The organism is Mitsuaria sp. 7 (assembly GCF_001653795.1).
GTDB lineage: Bacteria > Pseudomonadota > Gammaproteobacteria > Burkholderiales > Burkholderiaceae_C > Roseateles.
On record NZ_CP011514.1, the window covers coordinates 4,129,928 to 4,146,321 of the forward strand.

The 16,394-nt window shown below is 67.3% G+C and carries 14 protein-coding genes; 11 read left to right on the forward strand and 3 right to left on the reverse strand.

Annotation, left to right across the window (positions count from 1 at the left end; all coding sequences use genetic code 11):
* Nucleotides 1–75: 75 nt before the first annotated feature.
* On the reverse strand, nt 76–558 hold the full coding sequence (locus tag ABE85_RS18125; protein ID WP_067277701.1) for a thioredoxin family protein: 483 nt from the start codon (nt 556–558) through the stop codon (nt 76–78).
* Nucleotides 559–736: 178 nt separating this feature from the next.
* Here ABE85_RS18125 and ABE85_RS18130 point away from each other — a divergent pair, with 178 nt between their 5' ends.
* The 7 genes from ABE85_RS18130 to ABE85_RS27680 all read left to right on the forward strand — a co-directional run bounded on the left by ABE85_RS18130 (nt 737) and on the right by ABE85_RS27680 (nt 5,401).
* Nucleotides 737–1,651, forward strand: a complete 915-nt coding sequence (locus ABE85_RS18130) for a DUF808 domain-containing protein (RefSeq protein WP_067277709.1) — start codon at nt 737–739, stop codon at nt 1,649–1,651.
* Between the two features lie 5 nt (nt 1,652–1,656).
* Nucleotides 1,657–1,899, forward strand: coding sequence for a hypothetical protein (locus ABE85_RS18135; RefSeq protein WP_067277712.1), 243 nt, complete (start codon nt 1,657–1,659; stop codon nt 1,897–1,899).
* Between the two features lie 44 nt (nt 1,900–1,943).
* Entirely contained in the window at nt 1,944–2,555 is a 612-nt protein-coding gene (locus tag ABE85_RS18140; protein WP_067277715.1) for a UPF0149 family protein, read from the forward strand.
* 82 nt (nt 2,556–2,637) lie between these two features.
* The gene (locus ABE85_RS18145; RefSeq protein ID WP_067277718.1) at nt 2,638–4,137 is read left to right on the forward strand and encodes a M48 family metalloprotease; all 1,500 of its coding nucleotides are present in this window, start codon (nt 2,638–2,640) and stop codon (nt 4,135–4,137) included.
* Between the two features lie 41 nt (nt 4,138–4,178).
* The gene (locus ABE85_RS28055) at nt 4,179–4,634 is read left to right on the forward strand and encodes a hypothetical protein (RefSeq protein ID WP_197507059.1); all 456 of its coding nucleotides are present in this window, start codon (nt 4,179–4,181) and stop codon (nt 4,632–4,634) included.
* Nucleotides 4,635–4,752: 118 nt separating this feature from the next.
* Nucleotides 4,753–5,049 (forward strand): helix-turn-helix domain-containing protein, encoded by a 297-nt coding sequence (locus ABE85_RS28060; protein ID WP_197507061.1) that lies wholly within the window; start codon nt 4,753–4,755, stop codon nt 5,047–5,049.
* Nucleotide 5,050: 1 nt separating this feature from the next.
* A complete protein-coding gene (locus ABE85_RS27680) occupies nt 5,051–5,401 on the forward strand; it encodes a hypothetical protein (RefSeq protein WP_157522586.1) in 351 nt (116 codons plus the stop codon).
* Between the two features lie 155 nt (nt 5,402–5,556).
* On the opposite strand, the gene ABE85_RS18150 is transcribed toward ABE85_RS27680, so the two are convergent.
* A complete protein-coding gene (locus ABE85_RS18150) occupies nt 5,557–8,226 on the reverse strand; it encodes a prolyl oligopeptidase family serine peptidase (RefSeq protein WP_067277721.1) in 2,670 nt (889 codons plus the stop codon).
* Nucleotides 8,227–8,439: 213 nt separating this feature from the next.
* Between ABE85_RS18150 and ABE85_RS18155 the strand changes: the two genes are divergently transcribed.
* The 3 genes from ABE85_RS18155 (at nt 8,440) to ABE85_RS18165 (ending at nt 9,838) form a co-directional block, all read left to right on the forward strand.
* Nucleotides 8,440–9,045, forward strand: a complete 606-nt coding sequence (locus ABE85_RS18155; protein WP_197507063.1) for a hypothetical protein — start codon at nt 8,440–8,442, stop codon at nt 9,043–9,045.
* 73 nt (nt 9,046–9,118) lie between these two features.
* On the forward strand, nt 9,119–9,412 hold the full coding sequence (locus ABE85_RS18160) for a hypothetical protein (protein ID WP_067277723.1): 294 nt from the start codon (nt 9,119–9,121) through the stop codon (nt 9,410–9,412).
* Between the two features lie 42 nt (nt 9,413–9,454).
* Nucleotides 9,455–9,838: a VOC family protein gene (locus tag ABE85_RS18165; RefSeq protein WP_067277726.1), complete on the forward strand. Its 384-nt coding sequence runs from the start codon at nt 9,455–9,457 to the stop codon at nt 9,836–9,838.
* Nucleotides 9,839–9,879: 41 nt separating this feature from the next.
* Here the strand turns inward: ABE85_RS18165 and uvrA are convergent, their stop codons facing one another.
* On the reverse strand, nt 9,880–15,516 hold the full coding sequence (gene uvrA, locus ABE85_RS18170) for an excinuclease ABC subunit UvrA (protein WP_067277729.1): 5,637 nt from the start codon (nt 15,514–15,516) through the stop codon (nt 9,880–9,882).
* 461 nt (nt 15,517–15,977) lie between these two features.
* On the opposite strand from uvrA, the gene ABE85_RS18175 reads away from it, so the two are divergent.
* Nucleotides 15,978–16,394: a response regulator gene (locus tag ABE85_RS18175; protein ID WP_197507065.1), complete on the forward strand. Its 417-nt coding sequence runs from the start codon at nt 15,978–15,980 to the stop codon at nt 16,392–16,394.

Consider the following 16,394-nt stretch of genomic DNA (forward strand, 5'->3'; position numbering starts at 1 on the left):
CTATCGGGGGTCAGGACTCAACAGCAAAACCTGGAACCCGAACCCCTGCCTATGCATGGATCCGGAGGCGCCGATTCAGCTCTTCCCGAGCGAATCCAGCACCTTGATCACGGCGTCCTCGCCCATGTTGCGGGCGTCGGCCAGTTCGCCGCCCTTGGTCGTGCCCAGGACCTGGCCGTCGGCACCGATCACCGCGACGGTCGGGATGCCCTTCTTCAGCGTCACGCCCATCTGGTTGGCGACATCGACGTTCTTGTCGAAGCGGCCGACGTTGACCTTGACCGTCACGAAGCGCTTGTCGACGGCGGTACCGAGGTGGCCATCGCCGAAGCCCTTGTTCAGCGCCAGGCAGTCCTTGCACCAGTTGGCGCCGTAGACCACCAGCACCTGCTTGCCCTCCTTCGCGGCGCGGGCGACGGCATTGTTGATGTCGGCGCGGGCGTCGGCCTGCTCGTCATAGGGACCAGGTCCCGAGACGGCGTCGGCGGCATGGACCGAGGTCACGGACACCGCGGCGAGCGCGGCGGCGAACAGCAAGGAGGCGGTGCGGCGTTTCATGACGGCGGAGTGTGCCACCGGTGGCAAAACCGTGACGGTGATGAGGAGGCGAAGAGGAGGCGAACAGGCGCCGGCAAGACCGAGAAACCGCGGTTGGCGACTCGAAAGCCTGACGGCTTGCGGTACAAAGGCGGGCTTCGCACAAACCATCACTTTCCGGGAACGGGACTCTTCCGCCATGGCCTCCAGCCTGCTCGCACTGCTCGACGACATCACCACGGTCCTGGACGACGTGGCCCTGCTCTCCAAGATGGCCGCGAAGAAGACGTCCGGCGTCCTCGGCGACGACCTGGCGCTCAACGCGCAGCAGGTCACCGGCGTCAGCGCCGACCGCGAACTGCCGGTGGTCTGGGGCGTCTTCAAGGGCTCGATGGTCAACAAGGCCATCCTGGTCCCGGCGGCGCTGGCGATCAGCGCCTGGGCGCCCTGGCTGGTCACGCCGCTGCTGATGATTGGCGGCGCCTACCTCTGCTTCGAGGGCGTCGAGAAGCTCGCCCACAAGTGGCTGCACTCCGCCGAGGACGACGCCCATGAGGCGGCGCTGTCCGAAGCGGTCAAGAACCCGGCCGTCGACCTCGCCGCGCTGGAACGCGACAAGGTCAAGGGCGCGATCCGCACCGACTTCATCCTCTCCGCCGAGATCATCGCGATCACGCTGGGCACGGTGGCCGACGCTCCGTTCACGACGCGGCTGCTGGTGCTGTCCGGCATCGCCGTCGTGATGACGATCGGCGTCTACGGCCTGGTCGCCGGCATCGTGAAGCTGGACGACGCCGGACTCTGGCTGAGCCGCAAGGCGGCCGCCTGGCAGCAGGCGCTGGGCCGCGGCCTGCTCTGGCTGGCGCCGTGGCTGATGAAGGCGCTGTCGGTGGCGGGCACGGCGGCCATGTTCCTGGTCGGCGGCGGGATCCTGACGCACGGGGCCCCCTTCCTGCATCACTTGATCCAGCATGTCGTCGAAGCGCTGGGCGTGAGCGGCTTCGCGCGCACGATCGTCGAGGTCCTGGGCGATGCGATCGCCGGCATCCTGGCGGGCATCGTCGTCGTGGCGGTGGTGACCGGTATCCAGCGCCTGCGTCATCGCCGAGAATGACGCCCATGAAGACGCATCACATCGAAGTCCAGAAGCTCAAGGGCGCCTCGAACTCCTCCACCAGCGGCCTGGTGACCTTCAAGCTGGACGCTTTGGTCAAGGAACGCGAGCCGGTCGACGGGATCGAGCCGAGCACCCTGCTCGTCCTGACCGAAGCCAACGCCCGCGTGCTGATGGCGCTGCTCAAGACGCAGCTGACCGACATGGACGGCCGCAAGCCCAAGAGCCGTCACGGCCGCCACGGCTGACTCCGCTGAATCACTGAACATCGCCCGACTCTCCAGGATCCGACATGGACTTTCCGCAGTACCAGCCTGACAAGGCCCTCTACACCCCGCTGACCGACGACGAGCTGTCGGACCTGGACGATTTCCTGTCCGAGCTGGACAACGACGCCGCGATGAACATCGAGGCGCTGGACGGCTACCTCAGCGCGCAGCTGCTGAGCCCGCTGCCGCTGAGCGACAAGCCCGGCGCCGAATGGATGGCTCCGGTGTGGGGCGGCGGTGATCCCTTCCCCAGCGGCAAGCAGCGCAAGAAGATCGCCCTGCTGCTGCTGCGCCACGTGCACAGCCTGTCGGTGCAGTGGACGTCCAAGCAGGACGAATGGGAACCCATCTTCAGCGTCGCCGAGGAAGGCGAACAGCAGCTGGTGGACGCCGAGGACTGGTGCACCGGTTTCATGATCGGCGTCGACCAGGACGGCGAGGCGTGGACGCCGCTGTTCGACCACGTCAAGACCGCGGCCGCGCTCGCGCCCATCGCGCTGCTGGGCGGCGACGAAAGCCAGCTCAGCGCCGAGGACCAGGAAAAGCTCACCGACCTGCATTGGCGCGACGCGCTCAGCCGCGAGGTGCCGGAAGGCGTGCTGACGCTGTGGACGCTGCGCACGCAGGCCGGGTGAACGCCTGAACGGCCGCCCCGACTGACCACCGGCCCGGTCGAATGACCGGGCGCCCTTTCCCCCTCATCCATCGCTGGTTCCGATGAAGCGCAACTTCCCCTTCGCGGTGCTGGCCACCGCCGCCTTGCTGACGATCGCCGGCTGCGGCACCAACGTCGTCAATCCGGTCACCGGCCGCACCGAACGCAGCGCGATGAGCCCGCAGCAGGAAGTCGCGACGGGACGTCAGGCGCATCAGGACGTGCTCAAGGAGTATTCGGTCGTCGACGACGCGAAGCTCCAGGCCTACGTGACCGCGCTGGGCAACAAGCTGGCGGCGCAGTCGCACCGGGCGGAGCTCGAGTGGCACTTCACCGTGCTCGACAGCCCGGAGGTCAACGCCTTCGCGCTGCCCGGCGGGTATGTCTACGTGACGCGGGGCATCCTCGCGTACATGGAGAACGAAGCCGACCTCGCCGGCGTCATGGGCCATGAGATCGGCCACGTCACCGCACGCCACGGCGCACAGCGCGCGACGCGTCAGCAGAACGCCGGCATCGGCGTGCTGGCCGCGACGGTGCTGGGTGCGGTGCTCGAATCGCGCGGCGTGAGCGGCGCGACGGACATCGCGGGTCAGGTCTCGCAGAACGCCGCGGCGGGCTACGTCGCCTCCTACAGCCGCGAACAGGAACTGCAGGCCGACCAGCTCGGCGCCGAGTATCTGGCGCGCAACCGCTACGACCCCAAGCACATGGTCGACGTGATCCAGGTGCTGAAGGACCAGGAGCAGTTCGCGGCCGACCAGGCCAAGGCGCAGGGCAAGCAGCCGCAGAGCGGCAACAGCTGGCTGGCCTCGCACCCGAGCAACGAGCAGCGCCTGCAACGCATCCGCGACGAGGCGGCGCAACTCACCGGCGACAAGCCGGTCGACGAGAACCGCGCGGCCTTCCTGCAGGCGATCGACGGCATGGTCTTCGGCGACAGTCCCGCGCAGGGGCTGGTGCGGGGCCAGCAGTTCCTGCATCCGTCGCTGGACATCGCGCTGACGGCACCGGCCGGCTGGGCGCTGCAGAACGGCAGCGAGACGCTGACGGTGATGAGTCCGCAGCGCGATGCGGCGCTGATCCTGCAGCCGGTGCCGGAGAAGGCGGGCACGGTGCACGACGACATCCTGCGCCGCTGGGGTGCGGAGCAGGGTCGCACGGATGCGAAGACGATCAACGGCTTGAAGGCCACGCACTTCAGCGGCGTTCGCAAGAACGCGCAGGGCCAGCGCGGCAACGCCGAGATCACGCTGATCACGAGCGCCAAGGGCGCGGTGTATGCGCTGGTCTATGCGGCGAAGGATGGCCAGTCGCTGCAGACGCGGCGCGCCGCGCTGACGCAGGCGGAGGAGAGCTTCCGCGCGCTGACAGCGGAGGACAAGAAACTCGCCAAGCCGTGGAAGGTCGCGCTGCGCCCCTATCCGACCGGCGGCTTCGCCGAGATGGCGAAGAGCTCGGTGATCACCGAGGCGCAGCTGAAGCTGCTCAACGGCCGCTACGGCGGCGAGGCGCTGCCGAAAGTGGGTGAGCGCGTGAAGACGGTGGTCGCGGCGCCCTAGTGCATGACCGAGAGCACCATCTTGCAAGGAGAACATTACGCATGGGAGCGAAGCCGATTGGGAAATGGAACTTCCACGAACGTCAAAAGAACGGCAAGGGAGTGATCTCAACCTGGGTAGAGAAGTCGAACTTCAGTCCGAAATCCGAAGCTCGGATGGACCGAGCGATTGACCAACTTCGTCAATTGCCGAAGACCTCGTGGCACAAGCCACATCCAGCCAGCGGGATCGGCGATCACATCTTTGTGATACGCTTTACTGACGTGACGAACGCGCAAAAGCGCATTTTCGGCCACTTCAACGACAGTCACGAATGCTTCGTGATGACTCTCGACGGATATGAAAAGGACGACGTCTATGTCCCGTCCAATTACAAAGCGCTGGCCCTCGAACATCGAGGGGAATGCGAAAAAGATTTTTTCGTCAACACGCGCAAATACGGCAACCTATGTCCGCTTTGCGAAGAGCAGCGAAACTCCTCCGTTGCTCGACATTGATTTGGATGACGCTGAGGTAAACCCAAAAGTCCCACATCTCACGTCATTCAAGGATGTCGCTCGACAGGCACTCTCGTCAAAACCCAAGTGGACCAATCGAGAATATCGAGAGGCATACATGGAAGCTGCGATTGACCAAGGGGTAGCTTGGCAGATTCGAATAAACAGGCAAGCTCGCGGATTGTCCCAAAGTCAATTGGCCGCAGCTATTGGGAGTAGGCAATCAGCCATTTCTCGCGTCGAAGACCCTGAATATGGCAGCCACTCGTTAGACACTTTAATATCTTTGGCAAAAGCTTTTGACTGTGCGCTCATCGTGAAGTTTGCTCCGTATTCCGCGTTGGCTGCAGAGAGTAGCAGTCTTTCAGAGGAAGATCAGTTTGCCGCGCCGTACAGTCTAGAGAAGGAATATTGAAATGGGCAAGTCCATCGAGCGCTATGGGGCGCCGCCGCTCTTCTACGCTGACCAACCTGCCGAAATGATGTTGGGGCCATTTACGACACGGATCACTTTCGGGGTAGCTGAGAACGATGACAGCGATTTTCCGCGTCCCGTTGTGACGCTCGCGATGCCGACAGAGGCGTTACGCTCTTTGGCCGAAGACATCCTCAAGCAGATTGATGCTCCATCATTCAAAAAGCAACGGGCACAAACGCTTCTTCGCCTAGCTGAATCCCTTCTAGATGGAGGCAGCGGCAAATCCCCTCCTGCGTTGAAGATGGTTCGAAAGCCGGTAGGCAAGCGAGCACCGAAGCTATCAGAATAATGGATAGGTCGGGCTGTCGATTTCCACCCTCATAGAATAACGACTACCTGCCCTCAGCCGCTTCACGAGGAAAACAAGGCCCGCTACCGAAAGGAATGTGGGCCTTGTTTTCACACGGGTCAACAAAGTTGCCTCGGGCTTGATTCAACCAACGATCACTTCTGCTGCGCCGCCCCGAGGTTCCGCAGCCAGAACTGCTCGTACTTCCGATGCCAGCCGACGGCCTTCACCGCGCCGCCGAGGGCGTGCTCGCCGTCCGGGTCCAGGAAGAGTTCAACGAGTCCTTCCTTGCCCGACTCCAGCAGCGCGCGGTACACGTTGACGGTGTCCTGGTAGAGGACGTTCGGGTCCTGCATCCCGTGCACCAGCAGCAGCGGCTTCTTGAGGTTTTTCGCCAGCGGCAGCAGCGAGTACTTGCGCAGCACGGGTTTGGTCCGATCGACCTTGCCGATGGTGCGTCCGCTGTACCAGCTGTTGTAGTTCTCCCATTCCGTCGGGCCTGCGCCCGCGATGCCGGCCGCGAAGAGGTCAGGCTTCGTGTACATCGTGTACTGGGTCTGGAAGCCGCCGAAGCTCCAGCCGTTCAGCCCGACGCGCGCGCCGTCGACGCCCAGGTTGGACTTCATGTACGCGGCCAGGTCCTCGAGGTCTTCGGTCTGCGGCGCGCCGGGCTTCTCCCAGTTGGCGTCGGCGAACTTCTCGCCGTAGTTGGAGTGGCCGCGCGGGTCCACCGTCACCGTGACGTAGCCGTGCTTGGCCGCCATGTACATCGCGAAGACGTAGCCGGTCGGTTGGAAGCTGTCGGTCTCCACCGAGTGGCGGTCGTTGAGCGGGCCGCCGTAGGTGTAGACGATGGCTGCGCGCTTGTCGGTGGGCGCCCAGCCCAGCGGCTTGAACACGTAGGCGGGGATCATGTCGCCGTGGCGGTTCTTGAAGCTGAAGCGCTCTGGCCGCAGCACGTCGACCTGCGCCCAGGCGGGATCGTGGCTCTGCGTCAGCAGCTTGCCCGCTTCCGCGCCGGCCGCGGGGGCCTGGCCCTTCAGGAGCTTGAGCTCGGGACGCTCGGCCCAGTTGCCGGCCACCGCCGCCGCCCACTGGCCGTTGCGGGCCACCACCGCGTTGCGGTGGTAGTCCGGCGAGCGACCCAGCGCGGTCATGCGACCGTCCTTCAGGTCGACGCGCCAGACGTTCATCGCCGCATAGTCGTCCTTGTTGGCCACGACGAACATCGTCTTCGCATCCGGCGTGAAGCCCAGCACCTGGAAGGCCTCGAACTCGCCCGTCAGCAGCGGCTTCACCGAACGGTCCGCGCCGGCCGCGAGGCTCATCGCGTACGGTTGACGCCAGCCGTTGTCGGCCAGGATCAGCACCAGCTGCTTCGAGTCCGGCGTGAACGACGGCGTCATCACGTTGACCAGCTCGTGGTGGATGGGCGCGCGGCGCTCCAGCACCATCTCCGGCTTCGCCTCGCCCGGCTTGCCGAGGTAGACGCGGAACTGGTCCTTCTCACGCTCGAAGGTCGTGAAGACGTAGACGCTGCCGTCGCGGGCCCACACGACCGGCGAGATCTCGAACCAGCTGTCGCCGCCCGGATGCGTGAACACCGGCTGCGGCTGGCGCTCCGGCGCGGCGCCGGGCGCCGGCACCTTGCGGATGTAGATCGCCATCGAGGGCACGCCGCGCTTGTCGTCGGAGACCTCGCGGTCGACCTTCTTCGCGGTCGCCCAGCGGTCGTTGAAGTTCATGATCTCGACCTGCCGGCCCGGCTTGGGCAGCGGCTTGCCGTCGGCGCCGACCAGCGGCGCGTTGGCGACCAGCGCCATCCAGCGGCCGTCCTCGCTCATCGCCGTCTGGGCGATCTTGAACTTGCGGTCCTCGTCGTCCGGATTGAACAGCTCGCGGTTGATCACCTCGATGCCGGCCGTGGCCAGACGCACCCGCAGCACGCGGGTCTCGTCCTGCACGATCAGGGACTGGTCGTCCGGCGCGTAGGCCACCGGCTTGAGCGTGCGCCCGGTGGCGAGCAGCGGCTCGGCGCGCTCGCCGCCGGCCTTCCAGCGCAGCAGCTGGCCGCGGTAGGCCAGGACGAGTTCCTCGCCCTTGGACGCCCACACGAACTGCGACACGCCGGGGTACAGGTCCTCGGGCTTGAGCTTCTCGCGTTCGCGCTTCTTCTTGAGCTCGTCGCGGAGCTCCCAGAGCGCCATGTCCTTCGGATCCTTGGCCGGCTTCTTCGCCTCGGGCGCCGAAGCGCCGGAGGCGGGTGCGGCAGCCGCGACGGCGGCATCGCCCCAGGCGGCCTTCTCGGCGGCCTTGCGGGCGTCCTCGCGCGCCTTGCGCTCGGCCAGCTCGACCTTCAGCTCGTCGATGGCCTTGCGCTCCCACTGCTCAAGGTCGACCGCCTCGCCGCGCAGGTAGGCGGCCTGCGCCTCCTCGCGAGCCTGGCGCTCCGCCACCTCGTCTCGCTTCTGCTTGAGCTTCTTCGCGTAGCGGTCCAGGTTCTCCGGCGTCTCCACCGCGGCCATCAGCGTCGGGGACGTCAGGCGCAGCGTCTTGCCCGTCTGCGTGTCATGCACGTAGAGGTCGCTGCCCGGCTCGCCGAACGGGTTCCACAGATAGGCGACGTACCGGCCGCTCGCGCTGAAGCGCGCGTCCTTGGCGGCCTCGCCGCGATAGGGCTCGGCGCGGAACAGCTGTTCCAGCGTCAGCGGCCGGTTGGCCACGGCCACCGGTGCGGCGGCCGTCTGTGCCAGCGATCCCTCGCTGGCGCCCAGTCCCGTGGCCAGGGTCGCCAGCACCAGGGAAGTCAGGATCCATTGCTTCAATCGTTGCTCCACGCCCCGCAGGTTCGGCGGGGTCGCGGGATTCTAGGGACGCGCTCAACAACTGCTTACCGCTGGCGTGTCCACCGCATCCGTCAAGCGCGCGTTAACTGTCCATACTTTCCCTAGGCTGGCCCTTTCCGGACGCCTCGCCCATGACCTCCGACAGGGGGTTGGGTCGCGAGACGAACAGAAAGCACCAAAGAGAGGTTCACGATGAAGCACCTGATCCAACGCATCCTCGGCGCCGTGGCGCTGACGGCTGGCGCCCTGGCCGCGCCGCCGGCCTTCGCGGGCGACGTGGGCGTGTCCATCAGCGTCGGTCAACCGGGCTTCTACGGCCGGATCGACGTGGGCAACGTCAGACCCGACGTGGTGTACGCACAACCGATGGTGATCGAGCGCGTGTACGCGCCGGCCCCCCCGCTCTACCTGCGCGTGCCGCCGGGCCATTACCGTTCCTGGGCGCGCCATTGCGGCTACTACGGGGCCTGCGGCCGGCAGGTGTACTTCGTGCAGGAGGGCTGGTACTCCCGCGCCTACGCGCCGGCGTATTACGGCCGCCCGCACGTGCATCCGATGCCGGTGTACGCGCCGCCCCCGCCGCGCTGGGATCCGCCGCGCCGCGATTGGGATCGACGGGACTGGGACGGCCGCCGCGACTGGCACGACCATCGCGACGACCGTCGCGGCTGGGAAGGTCGTCGCTGGGACGAGCGCCGGGACGACCACCGCGGCGGTGACCGCGGCGGCGGGGATCGTGGCGACCGGGGTGGCGATCGTGGCGACCACGGGCACGGCCACGGACGGCATCGCGACTGACAGACGGGCCGCGAGGCCTCGCGTATAGTGGTCGGCTTACACACCAGCAAGGTGTGAGCCACAGCGCCGACGTATGTTCGCCAAAGTCCTCGCCGCTCTCGGTCTGCTGACCTGCGTGTTCCTCGCGATCGACATGGCCTTGCCGCGCCGGCATCAACTGGCCTGGCGCGGCTGGTTCAAGCGAACCGGGCTCCTCATCAGCGGGTTCAGCCTGCGTGGCCGCTTCAACTCCCGCGACCGCCGCCGGGCGGCGCACGATGCGGCGCGCGACGCGATCGCCCGGGCGAAGAACCGATCCGGCACCTGGGACGGCAACGTCTATCACGGCGACGACTTCGAGCAGCGGCAGCGGCGCAAGCCGCACTGAGATCGCCGCAACCCACCGAGCAATCGATCCGGAAGTGCCGCGATGGCCGTCCTCGATCACCTCATCCTGAAGGTCAACGACCTCGCCGACAGCGTCGCGTTCTACGTCGGCATCCTGGGTTTCTCGAACGAAGGGGCCTCAGGGCCGTTCACGGTGATCCGTGTCGGCCGCGATTGCCAGCTGCAGCTCGCGCCGTGGGGCACATCCGGCATGGAGCACTACGCGTTCTCGGTGACACCCGAAGAATTCGATCGCATCTTCGACCGCGTGAAGGCTGCAGGCATCGGATACGGACCGAGCTTCCACTCGGTCGGCACCAACACCGGTCCCGGTGAAGAGATCGGCGCCCGCGGCGCGGCACCGACGCTGTACTTCAACGATCCGAACAAGCACCTGATCGAGATCAGGGCGTATCCGGTCGTCTGAGTGGACGCCTCCGAGCGGCCGTCTGGGCAGCCGCTCGAGCCTCACCGCCGCGCCAGCACCGGCGCCAGCGCCTTCCCGGTATGCGTCCCCTGCTCGACCAGCGTCTCCGGCCTTCCTTGCGCGACCACCAGTCCGCCCGCCGAGCCGCCCTCCGGCCCGAGGTCCAGCACCCAGTCCGCTTCCGCGATCACGTCGAGGTCGTGCTCGATGACGACCACGCTGTGGCCGCCGTCCACCAGGCGGTGCAGCACGCGGATCAGCTTCTCCACGTCCGCCATGTGCAGCCCCACCGTGGGCTCGTCCAGCACGTACAGCGTGTGCGGCGGCTTCTGGCCGCGTCGCGTGACGTCGTCGCGCACCTTCACCAGTTCGGACACCAGCTTGATCCGTTGCGCCTCGCCGCCCGACAGCGTCGGGCTCGGCTGCCCCAGCGTCAGGTAGCCCAGCCCGACGTCCTGCAGCAGCTTCAGCGGATGCGAGATTGAGGTCATCGCGGCGAAGAACTCCACCGCCTCGTCGACCTCCATCTGCAGCACCTCGCCGATGCTCTTGCCGCGCCAGCTCACCGCCAGCGTCTCCGGATTGAAGCGCTGTCCGTGGCACTGGTCGCAGAGCACCTTCACGTCCGGCAGGAAGCTCATCGCGATCGTGCGCATGCCCTGACCCTCGCAGCCCGGGCAGCGGCCTTCGCCGGTGTTGAAGCTGAAGCGGGCCGGCGTGTAGCCGCGCGCCTTCGCTTCCAGCGTCTCGGCGAAGAGCTTGCGGATCGCATCCCAGAAACCGATGTAGGTCGCCGGGCAGCTGCGCGGCGTCTTGCCGATCGGCGTCTGGTCGACTTCCAGCACCCGGTCCACCTTCGCGTGGCCCTCGACCGCGTCGCAGCCCACCCACTTCGACGGCGCCCGGCGCAGCGGCACGGCCGCGGCCATGTTGGCCAGCAGCACGTCCCGCGCCAGCGTGGACTTGCCGGAACCCGACACGCCCGTGATCGCCACCAGCCGGTGCAGCGGCACATCCACGGTCACGCCACGCAGGTTGTGCAGCGTCGCGTTGAGCACCGTGAGCTTGGGGGCGTCAGCCTCCATCACGCGGCGCTCCTTCAGCGGATGCACCAGCGGATGGGAAAGGAAGCGGCCCGTGATCGAGTCCGGGTTCTTCGCGATCTCTTCCGCCGTGCCCTCGGCGATCACGCGACCGCCGCGCTTGCCCGCGCTCGGGCCGATGTCGATGATGTGGTCGGCACGACGGATCGTGTCCTCGTCGTGCTCGACGACCACCAGCGTGTTGCCCTTGTCGCCCAGCGTCGCCAGCGCCTTCAGCAGGATCTGGTTGTCGCGCGGGTGCAGGCCGATCGTCGGCTCGTCCAGCACGTAGCAGACGCCCTGCAGGTTGCTGCCGAGCTGCGCCGCCAAGCGGATGCGCTGCGCCTCGCCGCCCGACAAGGTCGGCGCGGCGCGGTCCAGCGTCAGGTAGCCCAGTCCCACTTCCTCCAGGAACTCCAGACGGCCCTTGATCTCGACGACCACGTCGCGCGCGATCTCCGCGTCGCGGCCGGTCAGGGTCAGGGCCGCGATCCACTCGCGCGCTTCCTTCACGCTCCACGACGCGACCGTGCCGATCGTCTCGTGCTCGAAGCTCACCGCGCGCGCCACCGGGTTCAGCCGCGCGCCGTGGCAGTCGGGACACGGCGCATCGCTCAGGTCCTCGATCTCGGCTTCTTCCGCGGGGAAGCTCTGCTCGCGGCCGCGGTTGTCCTTGTCCTGCTGAGTGTCGTCGAGCGCCTTGCGCTGCTCGCGCGTCAGCGCCAGGCCCGTGCCGACGCAGGTCGTGCACCAGCCATGCTTGGAGTTGTAGCTGAACAGCCGCGGATCCAGTTCCGGATAGCTGGTGCCGCACTGCGGGCACGCCCGCTTGGTGGAGAACACGCGCAGTTCGCCGATGCCGCGCGTCGCCTTGCCGCTGCGCAGCGCGTCATGCAGGCCGTCCAGCGGCGAGAGCACATGCACCACGCCCTTGCCGTGATCCAGCGCCTTGGCCAGCAGCTCGCGCAGCGCCGACTCGGTCTCCGGCGTGATCGTCATGTCGCCGACCGGCAGTTCGATGCTGTGCTCCTTGAAGCGGTCCAGGCGCGGCCACGGACTGGTCGGCAGGAACTCGCCGTCCACGCGCAGATGCGTGTGGCCGCGCTGCTTGGCCCACTTCGCGAGGTCGGTGTAGACGCCCTTGCGGTTGACCACCAGCGGCGCGAGCAGCCCGATGTGCCGGCCCTTGTAGTCGCGCAGCAGCTGCGCGGCGATGGCCTCGACGCTCTGCGGCTTCACCGGCGTGCCGTCGTGCGCGCAATGCTGGACGCCCAGCTTCACGTAGAGCAGGCGCAGGAAGTGCCAGACCTCGGTCGTCGTCGCGACCGTGCTCTTGCGCCCGCCGCGCGACAGGCGCTGCTCGATGGCGACGGTGGGAGGAATGCCCCACACCGCGTCGACCTCGGGCCGCCCCGCCGGCTGCACGATCGAGCGCGCATACGCGTTCAGCGATTCCAGGTAGCGGCGCTGCCCCTCGTTGAACAGGATGTCGAAGGCGAGCGTGCTCTTGCCCGAACCCGACACGCCGGTCACGACGTTGAACTTGCCGCGCGGGATGCTGACGTCGACCGACTTCAGGTTGTGCTCGCGCGCGTTGACGATGCGGATCACCTCGTCTTCCTGGCGGCGCCGGCGCAGCAGCGACTGCAGCGGCTGGCCTTCCGACACCTTCACCGGCGCGCGGTCCATCTCCAGCGCGTACTCGCGCAGCGCCTTCGCGGTGTGCGAGGTCGGATGGTCCTTGAGATGCTCCGGCGTGCCGGTGGCGACGACCAGGCCGCCGTCCTCGCCGCCCTCGGGGCCGAGGTCGATGACCCAGTCCGACGCGCGGATCACGTCGAGGTTGTGCTCGATCAGGATCAGCGAGTGTCCCGCCGACAGCAGCTTGCGCATGGCGCGCATCAGCTTGGCGATGTCGTCGAAGTGCAGGCCCGTCGTGGGCTCGTCGAAGAGGAACAGCGTGCCCTTGGTCGCCGTCGCCTGGCGCGGCTTGGAGGCCGCCTCCGCCAGGTAGCCGGCGAGCTTGAGCCGCTGCGCCTCGCCGCCCGACAAGGTCGGCACCGGCTGACCCAGCGTCAGATAGTCGAGCCCGACGTCCGACAGCGGCTGCAGCTTGTTGAGCACCTCGCGGTCGACGCTGAAGACCTGCAGCGCCTCGGCCACCGTCAGCTCCAGCACGTCCGACACGCTCAGTTGCCGCCCGGCGCGCTCGAGCTTGACCTCGAGCAGCTCGGCGCGGAAGCGCTTGCCGTCGCAGTCGGGGCAGCGCAGGTAGACGTCGGACAGGAACTGCATCTCGACGTGCTCGAAGCCCGAGCCGCCGCAGGTCGGGCAGCGGCCGTCGCCGGCGTTGAAGCTGAACATGCCCGCGCCGTAGCTGCGTTCCTTGGCCATGGGCGTGTCGGCGAAGCGCTTGCGGATCTCGTCGAAGACGCCGACGTAGCTCGCCGGGTTCGAACGCGCCGTCTTGCCGATCGGCGACTGGTCGACGAAGACCGCGTCGGCCAGCCAGTCCGCGCCCAGCAGCCGGTCGTGCTGGCCCGGCGTCTCGGTGGCCTGGCCGAACCAGCGCGCCAGCGCCGGATAGAGCACGTCCTGCATCAGCGTGCTCTTGCCCGAGCCGGAGACGCCGGTCACGGCGACCATGCGCTGCAGCGGGAACTCGACGCTGACGTTCTTGAGGTTGTGCTCGCGCGCGCCTTCGAGGATGAGGCGCGGCGTGCTCTCCTCGACCACCCGCTTCAGGCCCATGCCCACATGCTTGCGCGCGCCCAGGTAGGAGCCGGTCAAGGTGTCGGCCGACCGGATCTGTTCCGGCGTGCCGTCGAAGACGATCTGCCCGCCCTGCTGGCCCGGTCCGGGGCCCATGTCGATGAGCCGGTCCGCCGCCAGCATCACCGCCGGGTCATGTTCGACGACGACCAGCGTGTTGCCCGCGTCGCGCAGCCGCTGCATCGCCTCGACGATGCGGTTCATGTCGCGCGGATGCAGGCCGATGCTGGGCTCGTCCAGCACGAACAGCGTGTTGACCAGCGAGGTTCCCAGCGCCGTCGTCAGGTTGATGCGCTGCACCTCGCCGCCCGACAAGGTGCGGCTCTGCCGGTCCAGCGTCAGGTAGCCGATGCCGACGTCGACGAGGTACTTGAGCCGGTTGCGGATCTCGTCGAGCAGCAGCTTGAGCGCCTCGTCGAGCATCGACCCCGGCAACTGCAGGTCATCCATGAAGCGTCTCAGCCGATGGATGGGCAGCTGCATCAGGTCATGGACGGCCAGCCCCGGCAGCGCTTCCAGCTGCACGCGGTTCCACTTCACGCCCTCCGGCATGAAGCGCAGGTCGGGCGGCAGCGCCGCGTCGGCCAGCGCCTTCGAGCCGACGCGCCACAGCAGCGCCTCGGTCTTGAGCCGCGCGCCACGGCAGGTGGGACACTCGGTGTAGCTGCGGTACTTCGACAGCAGCACCCGGATGTGCATCTTGTAGGCCTTGCTCTCCAGGTACTCGAAGAACCGGCTCACGCCGTACCACTGCTTGTTCCAGTTGCCGTTCCAGTTCGGGCTGCCGCCTATGACCCAGTCGCGCTGGGCCTGCGTCATCTGGTTCCACGCCGTGTCGCGCGGGATGCCGGCATCGCCCGCGTACTTCAGCATGTCGTCCTGGCTCTCCTTCCAGGCCGGCGTCTGCATCGGCTTGATCGCGCCGCCGCGCAGCGTCTTGCGCTCGTCGGGGATCACCAGGCCCAGGTCCACGCCGATCACGCGGCCGAAGCCGCGGCAGGTCTCGCACGCGCCCATCGCCGAATTGAACGAGAACAGCGCCGGTTGGGGATCGGCATAGCGGATGTCGCTCTCCGGGCAATGCAGGCCGGTGGAGTAGCGCCACAGCGTCGGCTCGACGCCCTCCACCGCGCTGAGCACGTGGACCGTCAGGCGGCCGCTGCCGCGCTTGAGCGCCAGCTCGATCGCCTCCATCGCGCGCGCCTGCTCGACGCCCTGCATGCGGAAGCGGTCGGCCACGACGTCGAGCACCTTGCGCCCGTTGACGACGCGCTCGGACTGCACGCGCGTGAAGCCCGAGGCGGACAGCCATTGCTCGACCTCGCCGGCGCTGACCGACTCGGGCAGCTCGACCGGGAAGGTCAGCACCAGACGCGGGTCGTCGCCCACCGTGCGCGCCAGCAGTTCGGCATAGATCGTCTGCGGCGTGTCATGGCGGACCGGCAGCGCGGTGTCGCGGTCGAACAGCTCGGCGCCGCGCGCGAACAGCAGCTTCAGGTGGTCGTTGAGCTCCGTCATCGTGCCGACGGTGGAGCGGCTGGTGCGGACCGGGTTGGTCTGGTCGATCGCGATGGCGGGCGGCACGCCCTCCACCTTGTCGACCGCCGGACGGTCCATCCGGTCCAGGAACTGGCGCGCGTAGGCGGAGAAGGTCTCCACGTAGCGGCGCTGGCCCTCGGCATACAGGGTGTCGAAGACCAGGCTGGACTTGCCCGACCCGCTGGGCCCGGTCACCACCGTCAGCTCCCCCGTGCGGATGTCCAGGTCGAGGTTCTTGAGGTTGTGCTGGCGGGCGCCCCGGATGCGGATATCGGAATCGGACATGTGGTGTGGGCCTTGGAGCCTCGAAAAAGGCAGTGGGCGGTGATTCTAGGGAGCACCGGTGCCATGAAGTGGCAGCAGCGGGCGAGGAAGGGCCGGAGCGGCAGGCGTGGCGGGCGCGACGACACAGTGGTAAGCAAATGAAAGCAGGCGACCGCTCAGGAAGCCTTCCCCTACCTCTTGTCAAGGCCTCCGATCGATGACTTCCGCACACTTGCTAGTCTTCGGGGGCTGCGGCAACAATGGACCCCGTCGTCGCCGAGCAACACACGCTGCCGGTTCCACCCGAACGGCGGACGGCTTTTCTAGGGAATACCCGCATCCTGATCGGATCGGGGACGACAAGCGACATGGACAGAAACGACGGCCATCCTTTTTCCGAGATCTCCGAGACCACGCTGGTCTTGATGACCTCGGACGCGTCCCCGAAGCCCTCGCCTCCGTCGACGATGACTGATCCTTCCGTGTCCGGCCAACGCCCGGCGCCGGGTGAGCCCTTCGTGCTGCTGGTCGAGGACAACCCGATCAACCAGGTCGTCGCGCTGGAGTTCCTGGCGCTGATGGGACTGAAGACGCAGCTCGCGCGCAACGGCCAGGAAGCGCTGGACCTGTGCGAGCAGGCGGCGCCCAGCCTGGTGCTGATGGACATCCAGATGCCGGGCATGGACGGCCTGGAATGCGCGCGCCGGCTGCGGGAGCAGCAGGCGCAGGGACGGCTTCCCCGTTTCCCGATCCTGGCGCTCACGGCGCATGCGCTGGACAGCGACGTCGCCGACAGCCTGAAGGCCGGCATGGACGAGCACCTGACCAAGCCGCTCGACTTCCTGACGCTGCGCCGCCGGCTGGCGCGCTGGCTGGATCTGCCGCAACTCAACGACTGA